26 protein-coding genes are annotated in these 26,187 nt (G+C 59.9%); 9 read left to right on the forward strand and 17 right to left on the reverse strand.

What is annotated here, in order from left to right:
• Nucleotides 1–11: 11 nt before the first annotated feature.
• From PG900_RS08545 to PG900_RS08580, 8 genes are all read right to left on the reverse strand, one after another.
• Nucleotides 12–1,052: an FAD:protein FMN transferase gene (locus PG900_RS08545; RefSeq protein WP_270831265.1), complete on the reverse strand. Its 1,041-nt coding sequence runs from the start codon at nucleotides 1,050–1,052 to the stop codon at nucleotides 12–14.
• Between the two features lie 3 nt (nucleotides 1,053–1,055).
• Complete coding sequence (nqrF, locus tag PG900_RS08550) at nucleotides 1,056–2,279, reverse strand: NADH:ubiquinone reductase (Na(+)-transporting) subunit F (protein WP_011705064.1); 1,224 nt, start codon at nucleotides 2,277–2,279, stop codon at nucleotides 1,056–1,058.
• A gap of 17 nt (nucleotides 2,280–2,296) precedes the next feature.
• Nucleotides 2,297–2,893 carry an NADH:ubiquinone reductase (Na(+)-transporting) subunit E gene (gene nqrE, locus PG900_RS08555; RefSeq protein ID WP_005303538.1) on the reverse strand — a complete coding sequence of 199 codons (597 nt, stop codon included), beginning with the start codon at nucleotides 2,891–2,893 and terminating at the stop codon, nucleotides 2,297–2,299.
• Between the two features lie 3 nt (nucleotides 2,894–2,896).
• Entirely contained in the window at nucleotides 2,897–3,529 is a 633-nt protein-coding gene (locus PG900_RS08560; RefSeq protein WP_005303545.1) for an NADH:ubiquinone reductase (Na(+)-transporting) subunit D, read from the reverse strand.
• Entirely contained in the window at nucleotides 3,522–4,310 is a 789-nt protein-coding gene (locus PG900_RS08565; RefSeq protein WP_011705063.1) for a Na(+)-translocating NADH-quinone reductase subunit C, read from the reverse strand. Before PG900_RS08565 ends, PG900_RS08560 begins: the two co-directional genes overlap by 8 nt.
• Nucleotides 4,300–5,529, reverse strand: coding sequence for an NADH:ubiquinone reductase (Na(+)-transporting) subunit B (locus PG900_RS08570; RefSeq protein ID WP_011705062.1), 1,230 nt, complete (start codon nucleotides 5,527–5,529; stop codon nucleotides 4,300–4,302). Before PG900_RS08570 ends, PG900_RS08565 begins: the two co-directional genes overlap by 11 nt.
• Nucleotides 5,530–5,532: 3 nt before the next feature.
• Nucleotides 5,533–6,876 (reverse strand): Na(+)-translocating NADH-quinone reductase subunit A, encoded by a 1,344-nt coding sequence (locus tag PG900_RS08575; RefSeq protein WP_268014475.1) that lies wholly within the window; start codon nucleotides 6,874–6,876, stop codon nucleotides 5,533–5,535.
• A gap of 441 nt (nucleotides 6,877–7,317) precedes the next feature.
• Nucleotides 7,318–7,626 (reverse strand): BolA family protein, encoded by a 309-nt coding sequence (locus tag PG900_RS08580; protein WP_011705060.1) that lies wholly within the window; start codon nucleotides 7,624–7,626, stop codon nucleotides 7,318–7,320.
• 206 nt (nucleotides 7,627–7,832) lie between these two features.
• Between PG900_RS08580 and PG900_RS08585 the strand changes: the two genes are divergently transcribed.
• The 6 genes from PG900_RS08585 to PG900_RS08610 all read left to right on the forward strand — a co-directional run bounded on the left by PG900_RS08585 (nucleotide 7,833) and on the right by PG900_RS08610 (nucleotide 13,049).
• Entirely contained in the window at nucleotides 7,833–8,975 is a 1,143-nt protein-coding gene (locus PG900_RS08585; RefSeq protein WP_073349189.1) for a methyltransferase, read from the forward strand.
• A 24-nt stretch (nucleotides 8,976–8,999) separates the two neighbouring features.
• On the forward strand, nucleotides 9,000–9,572 hold the full coding sequence (locus PG900_RS08590) for a YajG family lipoprotein (RefSeq protein ID WP_011705058.1): 573 nt from the start codon (nucleotides 9,000–9,002) through the stop codon (nucleotides 9,570–9,572).
• A 15-nt stretch (nucleotides 9,573–9,587) separates the two neighbouring features.
• Nucleotides 9,588–10,139, forward strand: coding sequence for a peptidylprolyl isomerase (locus PG900_RS08595; protein WP_005303575.1), 552 nt, complete (start codon nucleotides 9,588–9,590; stop codon nucleotides 10,137–10,139).
• 116 nt (nucleotides 10,140–10,255) lie between these two features.
• Nucleotides 10,256–10,585: a hypothetical protein gene (locus PG900_RS08600; protein WP_073349187.1), complete on the forward strand. Its 330-nt coding sequence runs from the start codon at nucleotides 10,256–10,258 to the stop codon at nucleotides 10,583–10,585.
• An 85-nt stretch (nucleotides 10,586–10,670) separates the two neighbouring features.
• Nucleotides 10,671–12,050 (forward strand): AmpG family muropeptide MFS transporter, encoded by a 1,380-nt coding sequence (locus tag PG900_RS08605; RefSeq protein ID WP_073349185.1) that lies wholly within the window; start codon nucleotides 10,671–10,673, stop codon nucleotides 12,048–12,050.
• Between the two features lie 156 nt (nucleotides 12,051–12,206).
• Nucleotides 12,207–13,049 (forward strand): nucleoside-specific channel-forming Tsx family protein, encoded by an 843-nt coding sequence (locus PG900_RS08610; protein WP_011705056.1) that lies wholly within the window; start codon nucleotides 12,207–12,209, stop codon nucleotides 13,047–13,049.
• Nucleotides 13,050–13,151: 102 nt separating this feature from the next.
• Here PG900_RS08610 and PG900_RS08615 read toward each other — a convergent pair whose 3' ends face one another.
• Nucleotides 13,152–13,634: a YajQ family cyclic di-GMP-binding protein gene (locus PG900_RS08615; RefSeq protein ID WP_016349839.1), complete on the reverse strand. Its 483-nt coding sequence runs from the start codon at nucleotides 13,632–13,634 to the stop codon at nucleotides 13,152–13,154.
• A gap of 357 nt (nucleotides 13,635–13,991) precedes the next feature.
• Here PG900_RS08615 and PG900_RS08620 point away from each other — a divergent pair, with 357 nt between their 5' ends.
• Nucleotides 13,992–14,939, forward strand: coding sequence for a ketopantoate reductase family protein (locus PG900_RS08620; protein WP_024945712.1), 948 nt, complete (start codon nucleotides 13,992–13,994; stop codon nucleotides 14,937–14,939).
• A 33-nt stretch (nucleotides 14,940–14,972) separates the two neighbouring features.
• Entirely contained in the window at nucleotides 14,973–15,548 is a 576-nt protein-coding gene (locus PG900_RS08625) for a DJ-1 family glyoxalase III (RefSeq protein ID WP_270831266.1), read from the forward strand.
• Between the two features lie 97 nt (nucleotides 15,549–15,645).
• Here the strand turns inward: PG900_RS08625 and alsS are convergent, their stop codons facing one another.
• The gene (gene alsS / locus PG900_RS08630; protein WP_270831267.1) at nucleotides 15,646–17,316 is read right to left on the reverse strand and encodes an acetolactate synthase AlsS; all 1,671 of its coding nucleotides are present in this window, start codon (nucleotides 17,314–17,316) and stop codon (nucleotides 15,646–15,648) included.
• Between the two features lie 27 nt (nucleotides 17,317–17,343).
• Nucleotides 17,344–18,123, reverse strand: a complete 780-nt coding sequence (gene budA / locus PG900_RS08635) for an acetolactate decarboxylase (protein WP_270831268.1) — start codon at nucleotides 18,121–18,123, stop codon at nucleotides 17,344–17,346.
• A 109-nt stretch (nucleotides 18,124–18,232) separates the two neighbouring features.
• Between budA and PG900_RS08640 the strand changes: the two genes are divergently transcribed.
• Nucleotides 18,233–19,117: a LysR family transcriptional regulator gene (locus PG900_RS08640; RefSeq protein WP_187268114.1), complete on the forward strand. Its 885-nt coding sequence runs from the start codon at nucleotides 18,233–18,235 to the stop codon at nucleotides 19,115–19,117.
• 127 nt (nucleotides 19,118–19,244) lie between these two features.
• Here the strand turns inward: PG900_RS08640 and PG900_RS08645 are convergent, their stop codons facing one another.
• The 6 genes from PG900_RS08645 to PG900_RS08670 are packed head-to-tail and all read right to left on the reverse strand — an operon-like array spanning nucleotide 19,245 to nucleotide 26,179.
• Nucleotides 19,245–19,946 (reverse strand): DUF2931 family protein, encoded by a 702-nt coding sequence (locus tag PG900_RS08645; RefSeq protein ID WP_270799545.1) that lies wholly within the window; start codon nucleotides 19,944–19,946, stop codon nucleotides 19,245–19,247.
• A gap of 45 nt (nucleotides 19,947–19,991) precedes the next feature.
• On the reverse strand, nucleotides 19,992–20,696 hold the full coding sequence (locus tag PG900_RS08650; protein ID WP_270799547.1) for a DUF2931 family protein: 705 nt from the start codon (nucleotides 20,694–20,696) through the stop codon (nucleotides 19,992–19,994).
• An 8-nt stretch (nucleotides 20,697–20,704) separates the two neighbouring features.
• Nucleotides 20,705–21,409 (reverse strand): DUF2931 family protein, encoded by a 705-nt coding sequence (locus PG900_RS08655; RefSeq protein ID WP_270799549.1) that lies wholly within the window; start codon nucleotides 21,407–21,409, stop codon nucleotides 20,705–20,707.
• Nucleotides 21,409–23,346 carry a T6SS phospholipase effector Tle1-like catalytic domain-containing protein gene (locus PG900_RS08660; protein WP_270799551.1) on the reverse strand — a complete coding sequence of 646 codons (1,938 nt, stop codon included), beginning with the start codon at nucleotides 23,344–23,346 and terminating at the stop codon, nucleotides 21,409–21,411. The genes PG900_RS08655 and PG900_RS08660 overlap by 1 nt, the downstream gene beginning before the upstream one ends.
• Complete coding sequence (locus PG900_RS08665; protein WP_270799553.1) at nucleotides 23,346–24,140, reverse strand: DUF4123 domain-containing protein; 795 nt, start codon at nucleotides 24,138–24,140, stop codon at nucleotides 23,346–23,348. Before PG900_RS08665 ends, PG900_RS08660 begins: the two co-directional genes overlap by 1 nt.
• Nucleotides 24,137–26,179, reverse strand: a complete 2,043-nt coding sequence (locus tag PG900_RS08670) for a type VI secretion system Vgr family protein (RefSeq protein WP_270831269.1) — start codon at nucleotides 26,177–26,179, stop codon at nucleotides 24,137–24,139. Before PG900_RS08670 ends, PG900_RS08665 begins: the two co-directional genes overlap by 4 nt.
• Nucleotides 26,180–26,187 lie beyond the last annotated feature (8 nt).

Below are 26,187 nucleotides of genomic sequence, written 5' to 3' on the forward strand. Positions count from 1 at the left end.
GTTACCGCCCCTTATTTTCTAACCAGATACTGTTTGAAGGCATCGGAGTAGGACTCCTCGAAACCATCATCCGTCTTGGTGATCACAAAGATAGCCAAGCCCCGCTCCTTGGCATAGGCCAGGCTCTTCTCGGGCCCGAGCACCATGAACACGGTCGCCAGCCCGTCTGCGGTCATGCAGGAGGGGTGAATGACGGTCACCGACACCATCCGATGCTGGATCGGCTTGCCGGTCATGGGATCGATGGTGTGGGAGAAACGCTTGCCGTCCAGCTCGTAATAGTTGCGGTACTCGCCCGAGGTAGCCACCCCGTTGTCACCGGCCACGATCACTTCCTGCACCGAACCGGCGTTGGCGGTCGGCTTCTCGATGGCGACGCGCCAGGGATGTCCCTTGCCGTTGACACCGTTGATCCGCAGCTCGCCGCCGATCTCCACCAGATAGTTGCGCGATCCCATGGACTCCAGATACTCGGCCACCTTGTCGACCCCAAAGCCCTTGGCGATGGCGGAGAGATCCACGTAGAGATCCGGGATGTCCTTTTGCAAGGTATCGGCATCGGCCGAGGTGATCACGTGCAGATTGCCGAGTCCGGTCTTCTGGCGAGTCTGGGTGATCAGCTCGTCGGAGGGCATCTTGGTCGGTCTGGCATCGGGCCCGAAGCCCCACAGATTGACCAAGGGGCCGACGGTGACGTCCAGCGCCCCGCGGCTCTCACGGCCAATGTGAATGGCCTCGGTCACCACCCGCGCGGTATCGCGGGAGACCACCACCGGAGTCGAGCCACGATGCTGATTGAAGCGCGACAGCTCGGAATCCGGGCGGTAGGTCGACATTTGATCGTTGACCCGCTCCAGCAGCACATCTACTTCGGCCTGGAACTTGGCGGGATCCGTGATGACGCTGTCCGCCACCTTGATGGAGTAATAGGTACCCATGGTGCTGCCGGTAATGTGGATCTCCGGCTTCGATTGGACCGCTTGTTCCTGACCGCACCCAGTCAAGAAAAAGGCTAGCCCGAAGGCTAGCCAGGTCTTTACAACACTGTGCATTGATTAACCACCAAAGTCATCCAGCAGGATGTTTTCGTCTTCAACACCGAGGTTTTTCAGCATGTTGATGACGGCAGCGTTCATGACGGGAGGCCCGCACATGTAGAACTCGCAATCTTCCGGCGCCTCGTGGTTCTTGAGATAGTTCTCGAACAGCACGTTGTGGATGAAGCCGGTGTAGCCGTCCCAGTTGTCTTCCGGTTGCGGATCAGACAGGGCGACGTGCCACTGGAAGTTGTCGTTCTCGGCCTGCAGCATGTCGAAGTCTTCGACATAGAACATCTCGCGCTTGGAACGGGCACCGTACCAGAAGCTCATCTTGCGCTTGGTCTTCAGACGGCGCAGCTGGTCGAAGATGTGGGAACGCATCGGCGCCATACCGGCACCACCACCGATGAACACCATCTCGGCATCGGTGTCCTTGGCGAAGAACTCGCCGAACGGACCTGAGATGGTCACCTTGTCGCCAGCCTTCAGGCTGAAGATGTAGGAGGACATCTGGCCGGGAGGTGCTGTCCAGTTGCTCGGCGGCGGGGTCGCGATCCGCACGTTCAGCATGATGATGCCGAACTCTTCCGGATAGTTCGCCATGGAGTAGGCACGGATGATCGGCTCGTTGACCTTGGACTCCAGCTCGAAGATCTTGAAGCGATCCCAGTCACCACGATACTCCTCGGGAATATCGAAGTTCTTGTACTGCACGTGGTGAGCCGGCGCTTCGATCTGGATATAACCACCGGCGCGGAACGGTACGCTCTCGCCATCCGGGATCTGCAGCTTGAGCTCCTTGATGAAGGTGGCCTTGTTGTCATTGGAGATGACGGTACAGTCCCACTTCTTCACCCCGAAGATCTCTTCCGGCAGTTCGATGTCCATGTCGGAACGAACGGTGACCTGACAGGCCAGACGCTCGCCATGACGGGCTTCGCCCTTGCTGATGTGATCCAGCTCGGTCGGCAGGATATCGCCGCCACCGGATTTCACCCGTACCTTGCACTGACCACAGGAGCCGCCGCCGCCGCAGGCGGAGGAGACGAAGATACCGCTGCCGGCCAGCACGCCGAGCAGCTTGCCACCCGCCGGGCTGGTCACAGCCTTGGCCGGGTCGCCGTTGATGCTGATTGTCACGTCACCGGCGGTCACCAGCTTGGACTTGGCGAACAGAATGACTGCCACCAAGGCCAGCAGGATCACGGTGAACATGACCACACCCAGAATAATTTCCATCTATATTTCCTTTCCGATTACAGGGAAATACCAGAGAAGGACATGAAGCCCAGCGCCATCAGACCCGCGGTGATGAAGGTGATGCCGAGGCCGCGCAGGCCTTCCGGAACATCGGAATACTTCATCTTCTCGCGGATCCCCGCCATCGCGACGATGGCAAGCATCCAGCCGGCACCCGAACCCACGCCATAGACCACGGACTCAACGAAGTTGTAGTCACGCTGCACCATGAAGGAGACGCCACCGAAGATGGCGCAGTTCACGGTGATGAGCGGCAGGAAGATACCGAGCGCGTTATAGAGAGCCGGGAAGTACTTGTCCAGCGCCATCTCCAGGATCTGCACCAGTGCCGCGATCACCCCGATGAAGGTGATGAAGCTCAGGAAGCTGAGATCCAGGCCGGAAACCAGGGCGCCATCCTTGAGGACGTAGTTGTAGATCAGGTTGTTGGCCGGGACGGCCACGGTCTGAACCACGATAACGGCGATCCCCAGGCCCATGGCGGTCTTGACCTTCTTGGACACCGCCAGGAAGGTACACATCCCCAGGAAGAAGGAGAGTGCCAGGTTCTCGATGAAGATCGAGCGAATCAACAGACTGATATAGTGTTCCATACCTTAATCCTTCGCCTCCACCTGCTTGGGATCCTTGGTGCGTACGCCCCAGATGATCAGACCAATGATGAAGAACGCACTCGGCGGCAGCAGCAGCAGGCCGTTGGGCACATACCAGCCGCCATTGTTCACCAGCGGCAGCAGTTCGATGCCAAACCAGGTACCGGAGCCCAGGATCTCGCGCACGGTGGCCACGGTCAGCAGCACGGCACCATAACCCAGACCGTTGCCGATACCGTCCAGGAAGGAGGGCAGCGGGGCACTCTTCATGGCGTAGGCTTCGGCACGACCCATCACGATACAGTTGGTGATGATGAGGCCGACGAACACCGACAGCTGCTTGGAGATGTCGTAGGCATACGCCTTGAGCACCTGGTCAACCACGATAACCAGCGAGGCAATCACCGCCATCTGGGCGATGATCCGCACGCTGTTCGGGATCTGGTTGCGGATCAGGGAGATGAACAGGTTGGAGAAGGCGGTGACCGCGGTAACGGCCAGCGTCATCACGAACGCCGTCTTCATCTGGCTGGTAACGGCCAGCGCGGAACAGACCCCCAGCACCTGCAGTGCGATGGGGTTGTTGCCGAGCACAGGCGTCAACAGCAACTTTTTCATTTCGCTCTTGTCAGCCATTGTTGATTTCTCCTGCACGAACCTTGGCCAGGAAAGGACCGAAGCCCTTGGGACCCATCCAGAAGTCGAAGGTATGCTGTACGCCGTTACCGGTCAGGGTCGCGCCGGACAGGCCGTCGATCTCATGCTCGGAACCAGCCGGAGCATGACCCTTGATCACCCGCAGTGCCGGCATGCCATCCTGATCGAACAGCTTCTTGCCGACAAACAGCTCGCGCCAGGCCGGGTTTTCAATCTCGCCGCCCAGACCCGGGGTTTCACCGTGGTCGTAGTAGGTGATGCCCTTGATGGTCTGGCCATCGGCCGCGACCGCCACGAAGGCGTACATGGTGGACCACAGACCCTGGCCGTAGATCGGCAGGATGATGTTGTCGACCTTGCCCTCGGCATCTTTCGCGAAGAACACCGGGATCAGTTTGGAGATTTGACGCAGGCCGGCCTTGTCGTCTGCCGGGGCCAGACGAATGCTCTTGGCCGGGTCTTTTGCCGCCAGCTTGGTATCGAAGTTGTCGGCATCGCCGTCAACGAACTCACCGGTAGTCAAATCAACCAGACGCGCTTCAATCTTGTCACCGTACAGCTGGGCCAGATCGCGCTTGGCCACGCTGCTGATGTCGACACCGGCGACGGACAGAATGTTGCTTTGCTTGTCCAGCGCCCGGTTTTCCAGCTGGGCAGGACGTAGTCCCACGGCGGCCACGGAGACCACGATGGAGCAGACCAGGCACAGACCGGTCACTATGGTGAGGGTGCCGACAGTAGAGTCTTTATTAAACGCCACGAGCGATCCTCCGCTTGATGTTCGCCTGCGCCACGAAATGGTCAAACAAGGGGGCAAACAGGTTGGCAAACAGAATGGCCAGCATCATGCCTTCCGGGAAGGCGGGGTTCACCACCCGGATCAGCACCACCATCACCCCGATCAGGGCGCCATACCACCACTTGCCCTTGTTGGTGAAGGCAGCGGAGACCGGATCGGTCGCCATGAAGGCCATACCAAAGGCGAAGCCGCCCAGCACCAGATGCCAGTGCCACGGCATGTTGAACATGGGGTTGGTATCGGAACCGATGACGTTGAACAGCAGAGAGGTTGCTACCATACCGATCATCACACCGGCGATGATGCGCCAGGAGGCGATCCGCATGTAGACGATCATGGCTGCACCGATGAGGATCATCAGGGTGGAGACTTCACCGATGGAACCGGGCAGGTTGCCAAGGAAGGCGTCCATCCAGCTGATGGTCTGGCCGGTAGCACCGTTGATCAGCGCCATCTGACCGCCCTGGGCCCACTGGCTCAGTGCGGTAGCACCCGAGTAGCCATCGACGGCAACCCAGACTGCATCACCGGAGATCTGGCCCGGATAGGCGAAGAACAGGAATGCACGACCCGCCAGCGCCGGGTTCAGGAAGTTCTTGCCGGTACCACCGAACACTTCCTTGGCCAGCACCACACCGAAGGTGATACCCAGGGCAGCTTGCCACAGGGGCAGCTCGGGCGGCACGATCAGCGCGAACAGGATGGAGGTCACGAAGAAGCCTTCGTTGATCTCGTGCTTGCGCACCATGGCAAACAGCACTTCCCAGAAACCACCGACCAGGAACACGGTCAGGTAGATGGGCAGGAAGTGGGCAGCACCGATCAGCATCTTGCTGCCGATGCCGGCGACGGCCGGATCCAGCGAAGCACCCAGCAGGGTGGCGATGGTGTATTGCCAGGTGTCGGCACCGGCAGCCGTGCCCAGATGGGCGATGGCGGCGATGGATTGGTTGCCGACGTTGTACATGCCCCAGAACATGGCCGGGAACACGGCCAGCCACACCATGATCATCATGCGCTTCAGATCGATTGCATCACGGACGTGGGCAGCATTTCGGGTCACGGAACCCGGGGTATAAAACAGGGTGTACGCCGCTTCGAACAGGGCATAGTACTTGGCGTACTTGCCACCCGGCTCGAAGTGATGTTCCATATTTTCAAGAAGTTGCTTGAAACTCATCGCTTAACCTTCCAGTTCGATCTTGGTCAGGCACTCACGCAAGACTGGGCCGTACTCGGTCTTGCCGGGGCAGACGAAGGTACAGAGCGCCAGATCTTCCTCATCCAGTTCCAGACAGCCGAGTGCTTGCGCATTGTCGGTGTCGCCGGAGACCAGATCCCGCAGCAGCAGGGTCGGCAGGATGTCGAGCGGCATCACCCGCTCATAGTTGCCGATAGGCACCATGGAGCGGTCACTACCATTGGTGGTGGTAGTGAAGTTGATGAGTTTGCCCTTCATCAGGTGAGAGAGGGTGGTACGGGTGATGGAGAACTTGCTGGCGCTGGGATTGACCCAACCCAGGAACTCTTTCTCGCGACCTTCACCCAGTACGCTGACCTGATTGTGGTAGCGACCCAGGTAGTCATGTACCCCTTCGGCCTTGGCACCGCTCAGCAGGGAACCGGAGATGATGCGATTCTCGTCCGCACGCAGCTCGTTGTTGGTCAGCTGGCTGATGCAGGCGCCCATGCGGGTGCGCAGCAGACGCGGTTTGACCACGTTCGGGCCGGCCAGCGCGATCACCTTGTCGGTAAAGATCTGACCGGTGGTGAACAGCTTGCCGTAGGCGATCACATCTTGATAGTTGATGTGCCACTGCACCTTCTTGGCACCGACCGGGTCCAGGAAGTGGATGTGGGTACCGGGCAGACCGGCAGGGTGCGGGCCGACGAACACCTCTTCCTTGACTTGCGCCAGGGAAGCGTGCGGCAGGCTCGCCTCGCCCTTGCAGACGTAGACGGCGCCATCGGTCAGACGAGTCAGCACGGCCAGACCGTCGAGGAAGGCCTGGGCCTGTTCCTTGATGATCAGCTCCGCACTGGCAGCCAGCGGGTTGGTGTCCATGGCGGTGACGAAGATGGCGCGAGGGGTGGAACCCACGGCCGGCACCTTGCTGAACGGGCGGGTACGCAACGCGGTCCATTGGCCGGATGCGACCAGGATCTCCTGCACCTTGCTGCGCTCGAGCTTGGCCAGCTCGGCAGAAGCAAAGTGCTCGAAGGTCACCTGCTCGTCGGACCCATCGATATCGATGACAACGGATTGCAGAATGCGCTTGGCACCCCGGTTGATCTCTGAAACCACACCGGTGGCGGGGGCCGTGAATTTAACGCCGGGATTCTTCTTATCTTCGAAGAGCTCCTGACCTTTAATGACGCGATCACCTACTTTGACAAACATAGTAGGACGCATCCCCACGAACTCTTCGCCGAGTGTAGCAACACGGGTGATGGCCGGGCCATCGTAGATTACTTGCTCCGGAGCACCCAGCACGGGGATGTCCAGTCCTCTTTTAATTGTAATCATACTCACTTGCACTACCGTTAAGGGAAGACAGGTTGGTTAGCGCCGAGAAATACATCACGACGAGTTGTTGAATGAGCCCGTTGATGTTGCGGGATGATGTCGAAGAAACAAACAAATCAGCAACATACAGAGTCATTCAAAAGCGCCTGAGTTTACCACTTATGGCGAGTTGCCTGCCATGCAAAATGGGGAAAATCCCCGCTCTATCACAAAATCATCGAAATTTAATCATGCGGTTTTTTTTCACGAAACCTCAGGCACGACTTCGAGTTAGCCATTATTACCTAAAAATGGGTAATGAATTTTATGTTCAAAAAAAGATTAGAAATCTTGATGTCAGGACGGGAGGTTGACGTCCCGTTCCACAGCCCGGGACGCCACCGAAAAACGTTTATGAATTGTTAACTGGTCGCAGATTGAGTAATCAATTCGTCAATAGCCTTAGGAGAGGCCGTTTTTGCTGACGCAGCTGGGGGTGGTCGGTGCCTGCTCCCGCTGTTGCCACTCCTGCTCGGTATAGGTATGCAGCGCCAATGCATGAATGGCCCCTGCTAACTCTTCGGCCAGCACTCCGTTGACCTGACGATGACGACCCAGCAGCCGCTGCCCCTCGAACGCCTGGCTCACCACCACCACCTTGAAGTGGCTCTCGGAGCCCGGCGCCACCCGGTGCATGTAGCTTTCGTTGATCACTTCCAGATGGCTGGGGGACAAGGCGGCGGCCAGCTTGGCCTCGATCTGTTGTTGCATGGTCACGAGCAAAACTCCCAAAGTGGATGTCCGGCCATTGTAGCCAGGGTTAGCCGTATGACGAAATCACCCAGAACGGGAAAATGGCACGCTTTTCCCGTTCTGCCGCAGCGGCCGGGACTGGTGAAATTCTCCGCCCCCGCTAGAATAGCGCCACTTTGCGCCCCGTCGGCGCCCGTTACATGAATCAGCTGGACACTTCGCCTATGCAAACCCTTCTCGACACGGCCCATTGTCGCCTGACCCTGTATCGCTATCCACGCCAGCTCCAGGATCCGTTGCAGGCCTGGGACGCCGCAGACGAGTACCTGATCAACACCCTGGCCGAAGATCCTCTCGAGCGCGACGGCCCGGTCATCATCATGAATGACGGCTTCGGCGCGCTGGCTGCCTATCTGCACGGCCATGCTCCCGTCAGCGTGACCGACTCTCATATCAGCGAGCGGGCCACCCTGGCCAATCTGGCCGAGAACGGCCTGGATCCCCATGCCATCCACCTGCAGGATGCACTTACCCCCCTGCCCGATGCCCCCGCGCTGGTGGTGATCAAGGTCTCCAAGTATCAGGCACTGCTGGAGCAGCAACTGCTGGCCCTGCGCCAGGTGGCCACCCCCGCTACCCGCGTCATCGCCGCCGGCAAGGCCAAAGACATTCACAGCTCCACTCTGGCGCTGTTTGAAAAATACCTGGGGCCGACCCGCACCTCGCTGGCTTGGAAGAAGGCCCGCCTGATTCACTGCACCCCGGCGGCTACGCCTGCCGAACGGCCTGCGCTGGCCAATCCCTTTCCCACGGTCTGGCAGCTGGAGGGCACCGACATGCTCATCCACAACCACGCCAACGTGTTTTCACGCACCAGCCTGGACATCGGCGCCCGCTTCATGCTGGACAACCTGCCCATCCACAGCGCCCGCAAGGTGATCGATCTGGGTTGCGGCAACGGCGTGCTGGGGCTCTCCCTGCTGGCGCGGGACGCCGAGGTGGAGGTGACCTTCATCGACGAGTCCCACATGGCGGTCGCCTCGGCCCGGCTCAACGTCGAACACAATCTGCCGGCTGCCCTGCCCCGTGCCCACTTCTTGGTCAACAACTGTCTCGACGGCGTGGCGGTCGGCTCGGTCGACCGGATCCTCTGCAACCCGCCGTTCCACCAGTTGCAGGCGATCACCGATCATATCGCCTGGCAGATGTTCAGCGATGCCCATCGGGTGTTGCCCAAGGGCGGCGAACTCTGGATAGTAGGCAACCGTCACCTGGATTATCACAACAAGCTCAAGCGCCTGTTTGCCAACGCACAAGTCGTTGCGTCGAACAGCAAATTCGTTATTTTGAAAGCCATCAAACGCTAAACAGAAAGCTAAAGGAAACCCATGATGAAAAAGTCACTCTTGCTGCTGGCCGCCCTGATGCTGGGTGGTTGTGCGACTCACTGGCCGGAGACCGCCCTGCTCAACCCGCAGGTGATCCCTTCCAATCAGCAGTACTACTCCGGCAATCGCATCACCCTGGAAGGGGTGGACAAGCGTGAAGCCGCCTACGTCTTCTCCATCAAGAAGAAAGAGAAGGCTGCCGTGCTGGTCAACAGCGAACAGCCGCTCAACAACCTGCTGGCCGAAAAGCTGGCGGAAGGGTTGCGCAGCCAGGGGCTGGAAGTGGGCAACAGCGGAACTACCAACCTGACCCTCGCCATCTCCAGTGCCGCGGTCACGGTGGAAGAGAAGACCTTCACCTATGTCACCAAGTCCCGCGTTAGCCTGCAGGTGATCGCCGATTTCCAAGGCAGCAAGTTGACCAAGCAGTTCAACATGTCCTCCAGCAAGGAAGGCCCGGGTGAGCCGAGCATGGCCGAGCTGGAATCCATCCTGAACCAGCAGCTGGGCAGCCTGCTGCAACAGATCATGGCGGACAATGCCCTGCGCGGTTATCTCAAGGGTCAGCCGAGCTGAGCGAGGAGCGGATAGATGAAAAAACTCTGGTTACTGGCCATGCTGATCGCCCCGCTGGCGTTCGCCGGCCCCAAGGTCAGGATGGAGACCAACCACGGCAATATCGTGGTGGAACTGGCGTCCAAACAGGCGCCGCAGACGGTGAAAAACTTCCTGCGCTACGTGGCGGATGGCAGCTATGACGGCAGCATCTTCCACCGGGTGATCCAGGACTTCGTGGTGCAGGGGGGCGGCTACAACCAGCAGTTCCAACAACTGCCGACCTTCGATCCCGTGGTCAACGAGTCCAAGGGCGGCCTGCCCAACAAGCGCGGCAGCATCGCCATGGCCCGCACCCAGGCGGTCGACAGTGCCACTCGCCAGTTCTACTTCAACCTGGTCGACAACAACAACCTCAACGCCAATGCCGGCGCCGGTTATACCGTGTTTGGCCAGGTGGTGCAGGGCATGGAGGTGCTGGACAAGCTGGCCCAGGTGCAGACCGGTTACAGCCCGATCCTGCGTGCCAATGACGTTCCCACCAGCCCCATCATCCTGAAGAAAGTGGTGCTGCTGGCAGACAAATAACGCGGAGCGGATCACATTCCGCCACCCCGCGCGCTGGGTCGCCGGCGCCCCTTTCTATACTCTGGCCTTGCCCCGATGTTCGGGACTAGGCCCACATAGAGGAGAAGGAGGTTCCGGTGACCTGCAATGATTACATCGCCCAGCACGCCATCCCGCTGGCCCAGACGGTTCGTCACTTTCTGGCACGAGAGATCCCCTATCAACAGCTCGAAGATCTGAGCTGGCAGCTGTTGTCCCGCTGGCAGGATCTGCCCCAGGTTCCCGCAGACAAGGCCCCCGCCTCCGAGCAGGAGGGGGTATTCTGGCACCTGCTGCACAGCCTGCATCAATGGGATGAACAGCAGATCATCGCCGACGTCTGGCTGCGCCTGCAGCTGATGGAGTGCGCCAATTACCTGACCACGGACGGGCCGCTGCCGCGCCACTGCATCGGTCTGCGCCCCTGAATCGCACAACGCCACCCCCGGCTTGCCTTGGCTATCCTTCTCGAACCTGACAAAATGGCGCAATTTTCCCAGAGGAGTCAGGTATTTGAACACTGTCCGTACACCGAGCTGGCGAGACTCACTCGCCGTCTACCTTGAGACTCGGGTTCTCATCCTGTTTGCCATGGGATTCTCTTCCGGCCTGCCGCTGCTGCTGGTGTTCGGCACCCTGTCGTTCTGGCTGCGCGAAGCGGATGTCAGCCTGACCGACATCGGCTACATGAGCTGGGTGGCGCTGGCCTACGGCTTCAAGTGGCTGTGGTCACCGCTGGTGGATCGGCTGCCGCTCCCGCTGCTCTCTCGCTGGCTGGGCCGGCGCCGCAGCTGGATGCTGTTCTCCCAGCTTCTGATCGCCGCCTCGCTGGTGGGCATGGCCTTCTGCGATCCCAAGACCCAGCTCGCCCAGCTGGCCCTGTTCGCCCTGCTGGTGGCGTTTGCCTCCGCCACCCAGGACATCGTCATCGACGCCTATCGCATCGAGTCGGCCCCCGAGCGGCTGCAGGCGGCCATGGCGGCCTCCTACATGACCGGTTACCGGCTGGCGATGATCATGGCCGGCGCCGGCGCACTGGCGCTGGCCGCCTGGCTCGGCAGCAACAGCGGTTATGACTACAACGGCTGGCGACTCACCTATCTGCTGATGGCGGGATTGATGTCCCTCGGCGTCATCACCACCCTCTGCTGTCACGAACCGGTGATCGACCTTGCCAGCCAGAATGAGCAGCAGGCGGCCCACAAGGCCTTGTTGCTCGCCCGTGGCTGGCCCGTTTCGCTGGCCGGGCTCGGCGCCTGGAGCCACGAAGCCATCTGGTGTCCGTTTGCCGACTTCTTCCGCCGCTACGGCGGCTCGGCCCTGCTGATCCTCGGGCTCATCGCCTGTTATCGCATCTCGGACGTGGTGATGGGGGTGATGTCCAACAGCTTCTACGTGGACATGCAGTTCAGCAAGACCGAGGTGGCCACCATCACCAAGGTGTACGGGGTCATCATGACCCTGGTGGGAGCCGCATTGGGTGGTGTGCTGGTGATGCGCTTTGGCACCCTGCGCATTCTGTTCCTCGGCGCCCTGCTCACCGCCAGCACCAACCTGCTGTTCGCCCTGCTCAACGAGGTGGGCCACAACCTGGAGCTGCTGACCCTGATCATCTCGCTGGACAACCTCAGCGCCGGTATTGCCACGGCCGCCTTCGTGACCTATCTGTCGAGCCTGACCAACGTGGCCTTCTCCGCCACCCAGTACGCCCTGTTCAGCTCGGTCATGCTGCTGCTGCCCAAGCTGCTGGCGGGTTTTTCCGGTCGTTTCGTCGAACAGTTCGGCTACAGCAGCTTCTTCATCAGCACCAGCCTGCTCGGAATTCCGGTGCTGATCCTGATCGTGCTGGTTGCCAAACGAGGAAGACACTTGCTATCGGAATCGGATAAATAGCAAGCGTTTGCGTAAAATTGGGGGTGATTAGATTCACACTTCCGAATAAAGTTCCCCGATGCTGGTTTCTCCGATGAATTTATTTGGCTAGAATCCCTTCCGCTCCTTGTGGGCAGGCTACGGAAAACCTCAACTAACGCACAAGAGACCAATAAAATGGCCAAATTTACCAAGACTCTGATCGCTGCCGGTCTGCTGGCTGCCGCCGCTACCCCGGCCTTCGCTGCTGACTACAGCGGTGACATCCACAAGAATGACTACAAGTGGATGCAGTTCAACGTCATGCACACCATCGACCAACGTCCTTTCACCACTGGTGCTGAAGATTACAACGACACCTACTTCGAAATGGAATTCGGTGGTCGCTCCGGCCTGTTTGACCTGTACGGTTACGTCGACGTCTTCGATATCTTCGACTCCCGTCACAGCGACAAGCACAAGGGTCAGAACCTGTTCATGAAGTTTGCGCCGCGTATGTCTCTGGATGCGCTGACTGGTAAAGATCTCTCCTTTGGTCCGGTGCAAGAGGTCTACATCGCCTCCCTGAACAACATCGGCGACAACCAGATGGAGAACATGATCGGTCTGGGTGCTGATGTACAAGTGCCTTGGTTCGGCAAAGTGGGCATGAACCTGTATGCTCGTCACGCCACCGAAAACCAGTTCTTCACCGAAGAAGAGGGTGAGTGGAATGGTTACTGGTTCGCCATGAACTGGTTCAAGCCTTTCTACACCTTCAGCAACGGCAGCTTCGTCTCCTACCAGGGCTACCTGGACTACGCCTTCGATCTGGACACCCACAACCGTGCTGACCGTACCAGCGACAACCTGGCTACCTTCCACGGTATCTACTGGCACTCCGATCGCTACGCCGTCGGTTACGGCCTGAAGTACTTCATGGATGCCTACGGCACCAAAGATGGCTCCACTGCCTACGACGGTACCCCGTGGAAGAGCTCTGGCTTCAGCCACTACTTCTCCGTTACCTACAAGTTCTAATCGAACGGGTATCAGGGATACAAAAAACCGGAGCAGCTGCTCCGGTTTTTTTATGGCTTGCTGCCGGCAACAGGGGAGAGCCACGCCCTCCCCCGGCCATCATCAGTCGCGGAAATTCTGGAACTGCATCGGCTGACCCAGCTCGGCGCCGCGCACCAGGGCCATGGTTTCCTGCAGATCATCACGCTTCTTGCCGGTGACGCGCACTTCGTCACCCTGAATGGCGGCCTGTACCTTGATCTTGGAATCCTTGATCAGCTTCACCAGCTTCTTGGCGATCTCTTTGTCGATCCCCTGCTTGAACTTCACGGTCAGGTGGAAGCGCTTGCCGGAGTGAACGCTGTCACCCACGTCCATGGAGCTGTTCTCGATGTTGCGCTTGAGCAGGGCAGCGCGCAGGATCTCGACCATCTGCTTGAGCTGGAAATCGGCATCGGCCTCCAGCTTGACCTCTTCCTTGTTCAATTCGAAGCTGGCTTCGACACCACGAAAATCGAAACGGGTCGCCAGTTCACGATTGGCGTTGTCGACGGCGTTCAACACCTCGTTCATTTTGACTTCAGAGACAATATCGAATGACGGCATAGTGGGCTCCTCATGTTGCGCTATAAGGGGGCAAATCTACCAGAATTACGGCAAATTTGCTGATTTCGATGGGGCTGCTCTGCTAGAATCCCCTGCGCACAGGAATGGCGAGACCCGTTAGAACCTGTTCAGGATCTGCCGCGATAGGTCGTCCAGAAGGTAAAGTGCAGCGCAGGAACCGGCGTGTACATGAATACATCAGCTGCCGGTTGCCTATAAGCAAGTCTCATACAAACCTTGATCACGACCTCGCAGCAAGATGATGAACTCGTTTCTGGTGTCCGCCAGGCGACATCTTCACTTATCCCCGGCAGGCGGTTGACTGGAATGCAGCCCCTACCTTGATTGAGTCTCTCCATGCCAAGCGGATCACGCGATTACAACCTGACACAAAGTCGACACACCTCCTCCCCCCAATGGACACTGCTGGGCTGCGGCGCCCTGGGCGGCGTGTTCGCCTCCCTGTTGACTCAAAGCGGCCAGGCCACTCGCGTCTTGCTGCGCGAGCGCCACCGCTCCACCCTGCACCCCGGCATCGACTTCACCTCGCTGGAAGGCCACACCCAGCTCATCAACATCGAGCGCGGTTTCATCAGCCAGCCCGGCCAAGTCAAACGGCTGCTGGTGATGACCAAGGCTGGCCAGGTCATCGAGGCACTGACTCCGCTGGTGGGCCAGCTGGCGACCGACGTGCCCATCGTGCTGCTGCACAACGGCATGGGGATCGCCGAGCAGGTAGTCACCCTGTTCCCGCACAATCCGATCATCGCCGGCGTCACCAGCCATGGAGCCATGCAGAGCGGCCACTTCGTGTTCCGCCACACCGGCAAGGGCGAAACCTGGCTCGGCCCGGTCAACGAGGCGGCCAGAGCCCACGCCGCCCTGGCTGACGATCTGGCGGCGGCCCTCGGCCAGGCCGGCTGGGATGAGCAGATCCAGGCGCGCCAGTGGCAGAAGCTGGCGGTCAACTGCGCCATCAACCCGCTCACCGCACTCTACAAGCTCAAGAATGGCGAGCTGGCCGGTCCGCGCTTTGCCGATGCCCTGCAGCAGATCTGCGTGGAAGTGGCCGACGTGATGCAGGCCGAAGGCCAACCCACCGGCAGCGACGAGCTGCTGCGCCGGGTCATGACGGTGGTGGAGCTCACCGCCGACAATTACTCTTCCATGTATCAGGACATGGAGCAGGGGCGCGAGACCGAGATTGAGGCCATCACCGGCTTCCTGCTGGCCCGGGCCGCTTGCCACGGCATCGCGGTGCCGGTCAATCAAGGTCTCTATCAGGCCATCAAAGAGAAGCAGTGAGCCCGGCGGGCTGGCCAACGCAAGGAGCAACGGATGAGCGTACTGGTACTGGTGGCCCCCGGGTCAGAAGAGATCGAGACGGTCGCCATCGTCGATACCCTGGTGCGCGGGGCCATCGAGGTGGTGCTGGCCTCCTGCTGCCCCGCCGGGCAGCGCCAGATCCGCGCCTCCCGCGGCGTACAGCTGGTGGCGGATTGCCACCTCGACGAGCTGGTGGATCAAGAGTTCGAGGCCATTGTGGTGCCAGGTGGCCTGCCCGGCAGCGAGGTTATCCGCGATACGCCGCGCGCCATCGCCCTGCTCAAGGCGCAGGCGGCAGCGCAGCGCTGGCGGGCAGCCATCTGCGCCGCCCCCGCCGTGGTGCTGCTGCATCACGATCTGCTGGGGGATGCCAGCGCCACCTGCCATCCCGGCTTTCAGGCCCGCCTCCCTGCGGCGCAGCTCAGTAACGCGCGGGTAGTGACCGATCAGGCTCATCACCTTGTCACCAGCCAGGGGCCGGGCACCGCCATCGAGTTCGCCCTCGAGCTAGTGCGGGTGCTGCGCGGTGACGAGGCTGCCTGTGCGGTGGCCGGCCCCATGGTGTTGCCCCCCTCGTTCATGCCCTGAGTAAATTGCCCTCTCGCAATGACGGAGCGCCCCTTGCCGATTGGCAAGGGGCGCTCTGCGTTGGTCGGGCCGCTTCGCAGCCTCCCTCAGATCCGGCTCAACTGAGCATTTCGGGCCTGAGCTGCTCCATCAGCAGGTGGTTGTCGCTGTAATCCACCGGGATGGCCACCACCGCCGGCCCGCTCACCGCCATGGCGGCGCGCAGGGTCGCCCGCAGATCCTCGGCACAGGTGACGGCAAACCCGGCCGCCCCGAACGATTCGGCATAGGCCTTGAAGTTGATGGGGCCGAAACTCACCCCTGAGCTGCGGCTGTACTTTTTCTCCTCCTGCATCGCCACCATGTTGTAGCCGTTATCAACCCAGATGATGTGCACTATGTTGGACTTGAGCCGCACCGCGGTCTCCAGCTCCATACTCGACTGCATGAAGCTGCCATCGCCAGACACCGAGATGATCTTCTCCCCCGGGCGCACCATGGCGGCCCCGATGGCCCAGGGCAGCGCTACCCCCATGGTCTGCTGGCCGTTGGAGATGAGCACCTGGCGGGCCCGGAAGCTGTAGAGGTAGCGGGCAATCCAGATGTGGAAGCTGCCCATGTCCACACACAGGGTCATGTCCTGCCCGATGATGTCCTGCAGCTCCTTGACGATGCGCAGCGGATGGATGGGGGTGCCTCCCAGCCGGCCGGCATGTTCGGCGAGCTGATGGCGCTGGTCGCGGATCTCGCCGAGCAGCGCGGTAATGGCCGGATCCCGCGCCAGCGGCTGGTGCAGCATCCGGGTCAGCCGCGCCAGGTTGGCGCTGATGGAGCCCACCAGCTCTACCGCCGGGCAGTAGCTGCTGTCGATCTCCGCCGGCAGCGCATCGATGTGCAGCAGCTTGCGCTCACCGGTGCCGTTCCACAACACGGGATCGTATTCGATGGGGCTGTAGCCGATGCAGATCACCAGATCCGCATCCTGCAGCAGCTTGTCCCCCGGCTGGTTGTTGAACAGCCCCACCCGTCCGGCGAAGTCATCGAAATGGTGGGTATCCACCACCCCGGCCGCCTGATTGGTGCCGGTCACCGGCAACCGGCTCTTGTCGAGGAAGGCGCGCACCGCGAGGGAGTTCTCCGGCCGGCTGGCCAGCAGGCCGAGCAGCACCACCGGTTTGCGAGCCTGCGCCAGCAGGCTCAGCGCCCGATCGATGCCGCGCTCGTCGGCCGCTCCCGGCTCCGGGATGGCGCTCGGCACCAGAATGGCGCCGTCGGTCGGCTCGTTGATGATGTCCATCGGCAGGCTGACGAAGGCCGCCCCGGGCCGCCCCAGCTCGGCGCTGCGAAAGGCGTTGGCCATCACCTCGGAGAGGGCGGAGCCGGTGCCCACCTGGGCACTGAACTTGGTGACCGGCCGGCACAGACTGACAGTATCCAGGCTCTGGTGGGTCAGCTTGAGGCCGTCAGCTCGCCGCACGGCACCGCCCAGCGCCACCATGGCATCCCCTTCCGAGGTGGCGGTGGCAAGACCGGTGATGAGATTGGCACAACCCGGCCCCGAGGTCACCAGCGCCACCCCGGCCTTGCCGGTCAGCCGGCCGACGGCGGCAGCCATAAAGGCGGCATTAGCCTCGTGACGCACCACTATGGTCTCGATGGGGGAGTCCTCCAGCGCATCGAATACCCTGTCGATCTTGGCCCCGGGAATGCCGAATACCTGCTTGACCCCTTGTGCCTCCAGATGGTGCACCACCAGTTCGGCCCCACAGGCCCAGTGTTGATTTTCCATGATGTCACTCCTTGTTAAGCGAAGGGCTCAGCCTTCGGCGGCGCGGATGGCGCGGTCCAGATCGGCGGGATTGAGGTCAGCCTGTTGAAAGGCCGGATTGCGAGGCAGCTCGATATTGAGGTGTTGCACCACCGACAGCTGCAGCTGGCCGTAGCCCATGGCGTAGTCGAGGATGTGGCCGCCCCCCCGGCGATCCTCGGTGATGAAGTGCTCGTGATAACCGGCCACGTTGATCCCCTGCACGAAGGGCGGGCAACGAAAGCCGACCAGGGTGCCGCGCCGCTGGCTGAACGAGAACAGCGGCTGGGCCTCGATGGCCTCCAGCATGGGTTTGTAGGGAGGACTCTGACAGGGGACGGTGCGCACCTGCGCCTGTTCGAACAGACCGTCGAGCCGAAAGGCGACGAAGACGTTGTCGGTGCCCACCAACCTATCCACCCACTGGTGGATCTCCTCGCGGCTCAGGGGATGATCGAAGCGACGCTGCAGGCAGGGGCGAAAGTGGGTCATCACCGCAAACGGGGTCTTCTGCTCGGCCTTGGCCGGGCGGGCCGAGCCGTCAGCCTTGAGCTGGTGGATCTGGCGCTCGAATGCAATCAGCTCGCCGTCGAGTCGATTGAAGGTCCCGAGGCCAAAGTCACCGTGGCGCAGCAGGTCCGCCATGGTGGTCTCCCCCTCGTAAACCCCCGCCAGCAGGGCACTAATCAGGGAGCTCTGGTAGACCTCGCCGCCGCCCTGGCGAGCCTGCCAGCGGGCAAACTGCTGGCTGATTTCGATGGCGCAGTCACATGATGAATTGGTTTCCATTTGGATTTCACCTCCAATCCTGTTAGGTTGGCAAATCAGGATTCAATAGTGACCAAGATCACAGTTTGATACCAATATCCAAACCCATCAGCTTCGAGACGTACCAGATATGGAATTCCGTTACCTGCGCTACCTAGTGGCCGTGGCAGACAAACAGAGCTTTACCCGCGCCGCCGAGGCGCTGGGCATGGCCCAGCCGCCGCTCAGCCAGCAGATCCGCAAATTCGAACAGGAGGTGGGCACGCCGCTGTTTCACCGGCTGACCCGCAGTGTGGAGCTGACCGAGGCGGGGCTGAGCCTCTATCAGGATGCCAAGGGGATACTGGCGCAGACCGAGCAGGCCATGCAGAAGGCCAGGCGTATCGCTCGTGGCCAGCTGGGCTCGCTGCGCCTCGGCTTTGCCGGCTCCACCGTGCTGCACCCGAGCGTGTTGCAACTCATCCACGACTTTCGCCAGGCCTGGCCGGAGGTCAGCCTACACCCCATCGAGAACAGCATGCCCAATCTGGTGCGCGACCTGGTGAGCGAAGAGCTGGATGCCGCCATTCTGCGTCTGCCCTGCAGCAGTAGCTCGGCGCTGGCCCACCACCTGATAGACGAGGAGGAGATGCTGATTGCCCTGCCCCCGCACCATCCGCTGGCCGGCAGTGGTGCCATTCCTATCGAGGCGCTGGCGCAGGATCCCTTCATCCTGTTCCCCCGCGAGCTCGGGCCCGGGCTGCATGACGCCATCACCCAGCGCTGCCAGCGGGCCGGCTTCAGCCCCCGTCTCGGCAGCCAGAGCCCGCAGGTGATCTCCACCGTCGGCATGGTGCAGGCCGGCTTCGGGGTAGCCATCATCCCGCGCTCGGTGAGCGAGCTGCACCCCCACGGCGTCAGCTATCACCCCATCGCCACCGAGCCGCTCACCACCCGCATCAGCCTCGCCACCCGCCGCCATCCCCGCCAGAAAAGCCTGCAACATCTGATTGGGCTGATCCCCAGCCATCATTGAAAGACACACAAAAACCCCCATCGGCATAAACTGATGGGGGCATTGGTGCCGCATTACATAGCGTACAAATATTGGTCTACTTAATAATTCAGCCCACCTTTATCGCCGGTTGAGATGAAACGAGTGGCTATTCAGACACAGGATTCACATCGGTGACGGGTTGGGTAGCACGGTAGGCATCCATGATGGGAGCCCAATCCATCCCGCTAGGAACTGGGTATTGCTTAAATAACGCGCCATATTTCTTGTCGAAATCATCCATATCATATTGGCGCGCTATCGGTACTCTCTGGTCATACCAATCATCGATCACTACTTCGGCAATACCACGAGCAAGCAGAATATCTGGCTTAACATTTAGCCTATCTCCCTTAAGTAACACCTCAAAATAGCCGCCTGGCGCTAGGCCCAAATAGAGCCAGCTACGCCGGTCATAACGACCCTCAACAGAGTAGACTTGACGCATCTGCTGCTCCAGATTGGCAGGTAAGTCCACCTTTATGCGGTAGCGCTTGCGATCATGGAAGGAAACCATCTCAATCACCGCTTTATCGGGGATGGGAACACCGTCGGTAGGCAGACCACTACCGCCCGCCCAATAGTAACGTTGCGCCTTGATTCGATCGGCAAGTAGACCTCCAGCTCCGCCACCAGCCAAACGGTCGGCATAAACTTGCTTCCCTCCAAGATAGAACTCTGTCTTGGTGTTCTTAGTAAGATCTATATTGCTGCCTGTACCATAATCCCAAGCAAATTTAAGCAGAGATTGGGGGGCCGCACAGGTCATCAATGACAGACAGAACCCCAACAATGCGACGATATATTTCATCTCTGTGTTGGTACATCCTGCTCTAGATGGGAGAGATCCATGGTATTACCTTACTGGGTCGGTATCCGTCTTGGGTTGCGCGGCACGATAGGCATCCATGATGGGAGCCCAAGCCAGACCACTGGGAACTGGGTATTGTTGATAGGTTTGGTTGTACTTTGCATCAAAGTCAGCCCAACGATTCTCAAATTGGCTGGAAAGGGGAAAACGTTGAGCATAGGGATCATCCGTCACCTCTTTTGCGATCCCTCGGGCTAGCAAGATATCGGGGGTAACACGAGGGTCTCTCAAAAACGCCTCGACATAGCCCCCGGTTGCCATGCCCAACCCAATATTATCGCGGCGCTCTTCGCGCCACTCCTTTCCTACTTTTACCCGGTAACGCTGCGCTATCATCCTTTCCAACTGCGCGGCGGGTAAGTCAAGGCTGATGCTATAGCGTTTCTTGTCGTGATACGACACCCATTCCACCTCAACCCGATCGGGAGCTGGGTGAATATCACGGCGGCCCTTGCCTATGCTCCAGCGATAATCTTTCCCTTTGAGAGATTGGTCGCTAACTGACCTGATAGCCCCATTGGTTGAGGCATCCACCAACTCGCCCTGACGATAAAAGTGCACCTCTGCCACCCAGATCTGATCAGCATTGGTGCCCACCATATGCCCCCAATCCAAGTCGTGGGGGGCTGAGGGGGCGGCCTGGCAGGCGGTGACTAACGGCAACAGCAGTAATAAGAGAACACTGCGCATGGAGCTCATCATTGGATCGGGTCAGTATCTGTTTTGGGCTGCGCTGCACGGTAAGCGTCCATGATCGGGGCCCAGGCCATACCACTGGGAACTGGGTATTGTTGATAGGTTTGGTTGTACTTTGCATCAAAGTCAGCCCAACGATTCTCAAATTGGCTGGAAAGGGGAAAACGTTGATCATAGGGATCATCCGTCACCTCTTTTGCTATCCCTCGGGCCAGCAGAATATCGGGGGTGACTCTGACGTCGGTCAAAAACGCCTCGACATAGCCCCCGGTTGCCATACCCAATCCAATATTATCGCGGCGCTCTTCGCGCCACTCCTTGCCTACTTTTACCCGGTAACGCTGCGCTATCATCCTTTCCAACTGCGCGGCGGGTAAGTCAAGGCTGATGCGATAGCGTTTCTTGTCGTGATATGACACCCATTCCACCTCAACCCGGTCAGGGGCGGGATGAATATCACGGCGGCCAGCCGTGATCAGCCAGCGATAATCTTTTTCACGCAGCGATTCATTATCCACTCGGCTGGCAGCGCCATTGGTTGAGGCATCGACCAGCTCGCCCTGACGATAAAAGTGCACCTCCGTCACCCAGATCTGATCCGCATTAGAGCCCACCATATGTCGCCAATCGAGATCGTGGGGCGCGGAGGGGGCGGCCTGGCAGGCGCTGACAAACGGTAACAGCAGCAACAACAATATCCTGCGCATTAATAACCTCCCTTCTGATTGTCTGTGACTCGGCGTACCTCTTGGTCGCCAACCCGATTGGGCTTATTGACCATCCCGGTATCTGCGCTGTAGTGCAAATAACCGAGCCGCAGTGCGTGATACTCCTGCGGCGAGAGGGTGCGAGTCAAATCAATCACCTCGCCGCGCCGTTTGGCTGCATCAACCCAGCGTGCATCGAGCACAGCCAGCTTTAAGGTGGGGTGTGAAAGGGCGCTGTCCATCTTCAGCCCCCTATCTGTCGGATCCCATTTCTCGAACGGCACACCGGCATCCCGTGCTGCTTCTACCATCATATGGAGCGGAATGCGTGAATACTCCCCCTCCACCACCCGGTGCAGCACCACATCGACCTTCACTTCTTGCTCTGACGCATCTTTGCTCACGGTTCCTGGTCGTTGGGGGCGCACATTGAGGTAGCCCGATACCGTTGTGTTGTTATAGGAGGAGAGCAGCTCAACGCCCTTCGCCCACCCCTGCGCTGCGCGCATTTTAGCATAGGCGGTTGCCTGGCTATACGCATGTGAATCTCTTTCCTTGCTGTAGCGCGATTCGGTTGACTTGAAGGTGGCGATCACCTTGGTTTCGTTGATGACGGGGGACGCGTAGTTGGGATCACGTAGACTCCAACGGCTGTAATAACCACCGCCAATATCGGAGTGAGCACCGGGGATGATCACCTCGGTAAAGGTGGCGGGCAGCTCGCTGGCCATATTTTTAATCCGGGTCAAGTCAAAGTGATAGCGCCACTCATCGGCGGCGATAATATGCACCACCCGCTCGGCGCAGTCAGGGGCCAGCGTCACACTGCGTTTGCCCCACAGATAGGAGCTGATCACGGTATCAAACAGCCCGACAAACTGGATACGCACATCATCGCGACTGGCCCAGTCAAAGCCCGCTTTTAGGCGGATATCTGTGTAACCGGCCATCGCCTCCACCAGTGGGTGGTCACCCTTCTGGTCGATGCGGTTGACAAACTGGCGGGCGGCTGAGGCCCCCCGGCTAAAACCAAACACATCGAACTCGACCTTATGAATGCACTCGATGGTGGGCAGTATCCGTTCAAGCTGTTCTTTTATCTCTGCCACGATCTGGGTGCGGCACGCCTGTTCAACCCGCGAGGTGCTGGAGGTCTCGCCCTTATCGGCCCCCGCCCCAGCCTTGGTGTCATCCTGCCCTTTGGCTGTGCCGATACCTTCAACATAAACCTTGACAAAGAAAGAGCTCTTACTTGGTGGAAGATAGAGGTCATGCGCCTTGCCAATATTGGTGACGTCGTTTTTCTCGCTGTTATTGAGACCACCCGGCAGCGTTCCCTCAAAGCATTGCTCCAGTAACGCCGCCTGCTCTTGCGGGCTGCACTTGGCCAGTGCCGCCTCCAGTGCATTTTTCCCCTTTTCATGATTGAAGGTGTTGTTGGAGGTGCCATCAAAAAACACCCCGATGCGCAGGGTGGTGAGCTGATATCCCTTCACCTCAATCACGTAGGAGTGCTTGGTGATAAAGCGCGGCGGCTGGGCCTGCCCGGCTTTGTGTCCTTCCGGTAGCGGCTGTTCTGGGTCAGTGAGGCAGAGGTCGCCGGTGGTCACTTTGACATGCTCGCGCTTCACGTCACAGTGCCCCCAAAACTTCTCGGTGTAGGCGGGAACCTGACTGGCCTCGCCCTTTTTGAGGGCTTCACGGGATTGGGCTGCTTTAAGCCAGGGTTGGGTCTCCAGCTTGACGGTCACCGGCCCCACCGCAAAGCCTTGTACCAGGGTTGGACCATCTTTCAGGGTCACGGTTTTGCTGGTGCCACTGGCATCGGTCAAGGTGGCTTTTTGCCCCTTGAACGAGCGGTTCTGTTCATCTCGAACGTCTATCTCAATCCAGCAGTTGTTCTTCTCACAGGGGATGCAGTAGGGAGAAATCGCCATTAGCTGGCTCCTATCAATTCAGGGTGTTTTTTCAGCCAGTTATTCACCTGAGCCATTTCGTCGTCGGCCAGCATCAACGGCGCTCTGATGGCATCCAGCGCCATGCTTGCCTGTAGCGTGAGAGCGCCAGCTACCACGCCATCCAGGACGTCGCCTGTCAGCACAGCTTGATTGGCCTGCTTGAGGACGGTGGTAATGGCGGCTTCCGGATTGGGATGACGCGCCATCATCTCCTCCATCCGTTGCCAGAAGTGGCGAGAGAGGATGTAGGCGTGACGGTTTTCGTCATAGAGCGGCGTCAGGTGGTGAGGCTGAATGCGAAACCAGGGGGCTTGGCGGGGAGTAAATTCGGTATCCGGCGTGCGCTGCCAGACACTGTCGTTGGCCCACAGGCTTGAGCAGGGCCCCAGAACATCATCGAGTTCCTGCTGATTCATGGTGCCCAGCATCTTGGGAAAGACCCGATTATCGGCATAGCGCAGCCACATCACTTCCCCTTCGAAGGCTACCTCTATCAGGCTTTGCCAGTGCTGCTGGACAACGTCGACAGAGGCATCGCTCGCGACATATACGCCGCCCAGTTGCGGGTGAGCAGCCATAAACTCGGGAGCAGGGTCGGGTAGTAGCCAGGGGCCTTGTTCGGCTTGGTCCGCAAACGCCGTACCGGCAAACAAGGGGATGGCATTGCTACCGTCCTGGTTGCAGTAGTCCGCCACGGCGGTGGTATCGAGCGCAGCATCGACGATAGCAAACAGTGGGCCGGGATGTTGGCTACGCCACTCTTGAAAGGTCATGCCTTACCTCCCTGGGCAAAGGGGCAGGGCTTCACCAACGGTGCCATGGACTCCATGCTCTTGTGAATGGCCGGGGCTGGTAATGTTGCTGGTGGTGGTGTTGGCACCTCGACATTGCCTGGCTGGATGGGGGCCTTGCCACCCCAGCCAGAACCAGAACCCGGGCTGCCGCCGGAGTTCATCTTGATGGAGCCGCCACTGAGGGTAACGCCGCCGGCATCCAGCTTCACAAAGCTGCCGCCCACCTTGAGGGTCAGCTCGGCACCGGCCTCCATCACGATTTTCATGCCCGCCTTGTGGTGCAACTCACTCCCCGCCTCCACCAGCAGGGACTGTCCCAGCTTCTGATGCAGGCTGGCATCCACCGTCAGCGAGTAGTCGGCTTTTATCTGGTCGCGTTTCTCACCCTCCACCGTCAGGTGGTCGTTGGCCTTGATGCGGGTCACCCGCTCGTTGTCGATATCGGTGTGCTGGTCGTGCTTGATGTGCCAAGCAGCATCGTTCTCGATAAGCACGTTCAGGTCTTTCTGACCGTGGATGTAAATCTCTTCCTGCCCCGCCTGGTCTTCAAAGCGCAGCTCGTTGAAACCCTCCCCTTGGTGGGTTTCGGTGCGCAACACGGTGCGGGTCTTGTTGGCCGGCAGCTCGTACGGCGGCCGGTTGGTGGCATGATAGGTGCGACCGGTCACGATGGGCTGGTCGGGGTCCCCTTCCAGGAACGAGACAATGACCTCGTGGCCGATGCGCGGGATGGCCATCATGCCGTACTGACCGCCGGCCCAGCCTTGCGAGACCCGCACCCAGCAGGAGCTCTGGTCGTTGGAGCTGCCGTAGCGGTCCCACGGGAACTGCAGCTTCACCCGGCCGTGTTCGTCGCAGTAAATCTCCTCACCGTCGGGGCCCACCACCATGGCGATTTGCGGGCCATCCACCATGGGCTTGTGAGGGGCTTCCGGGCTGCCGATGCTCACCCGCCAGGTGGTGCTGGCTTTCACCACACCGAATTCGTTGTGGTAGACGGTGGGGCCGCTGCCGCCTTCCTCTTCCAGCGCCTGCGGCTGCAAGCCGGTGTGCTGGATGCGCACAATTTGCCAGTCAGTGTTGAAGCTACCGTTCGGGTGTTCAGTGAGTGAAAATGTCTGGCCCGGCAGCAAGGCGGCGCAGTTGGACTTGGCCTGGCCCGCCACTGCATCATTGCGCAGCGCATTCAGTCGATGTTGGACAAACGCCTTGCCGCTCGGGTCCTGCTTGTAGCGACCCGGATAGTCGAAGTGCTGGTAGGTGTCGCGCTGGTGCTCGAGCTCACTGCCCTGCTTTTTGTGGGAGAGGCCATAAGCCGGGGTCTTGAAGCTGTAGTCTTTGAGCTCCACATCGCTCGGACGCACCGCCTCCCGGTAGTGGAACTGAAGGACGTAGGGCCCCTGCTCCAGCGAACGGTTGCCAAGGTTAAAGAAGAGCTCGGGGCCGGCGGTCAGGGCGGCAGCGTCATCGGCAAATACGATGCGGTGCTTGCCCGCTTCAAACTCGTGGAAGTAGAACATCCCCTCCTCGGCGGCGAGCCGGTTCACGAAATCGAGGTCGGTCTCGCGATACTGGACGCAGTACTCCCGCTTGGCGTGCTCGTTTTTCAGGGCAAACGCATAGTCGGTGATGCCGTGTTCTTGCAGCAGGATGGAGAGGATTTCATCGGGCTTTTGTGCCTGGAAGATGCGGGAGTTCTGGCGCAAAGAGAGCCGCCACAGCGCCGGCTGCACCAGCAGCTGATAGCGGGTGCGGCGAAAACCGCTGTCACCCTGCGCGAAGTTACTGACCACCCCGCACACCCGGCGCTGCAGCTCACCGTTGTACCACACCAGCAGCTCGCACGGCTGGTCCAGCACGGCACCAAAGTCGATGTCGGGCTGGGCACTCGCCAGCTCCAGGCGCAGGTTGAACGGGCGGTTGAGCGCTTCCTCCAGCGCAAACTCGGCCACCACGAAGGTGTTCTCGGGCAGGGCCCCCACTTTGACGGTAAATTGTAATCCTGTGCTGTCTGCCATGAAGCGCT

This window comes from Aeromonas sp. QDB03 (genome assembly GCF_027707985.1).
Classification (GTDB): domain Bacteria; phylum Pseudomonadota; class Gammaproteobacteria; order Enterobacterales; family Aeromonadaceae; genus Aeromonas; species Aeromonas hydrophila.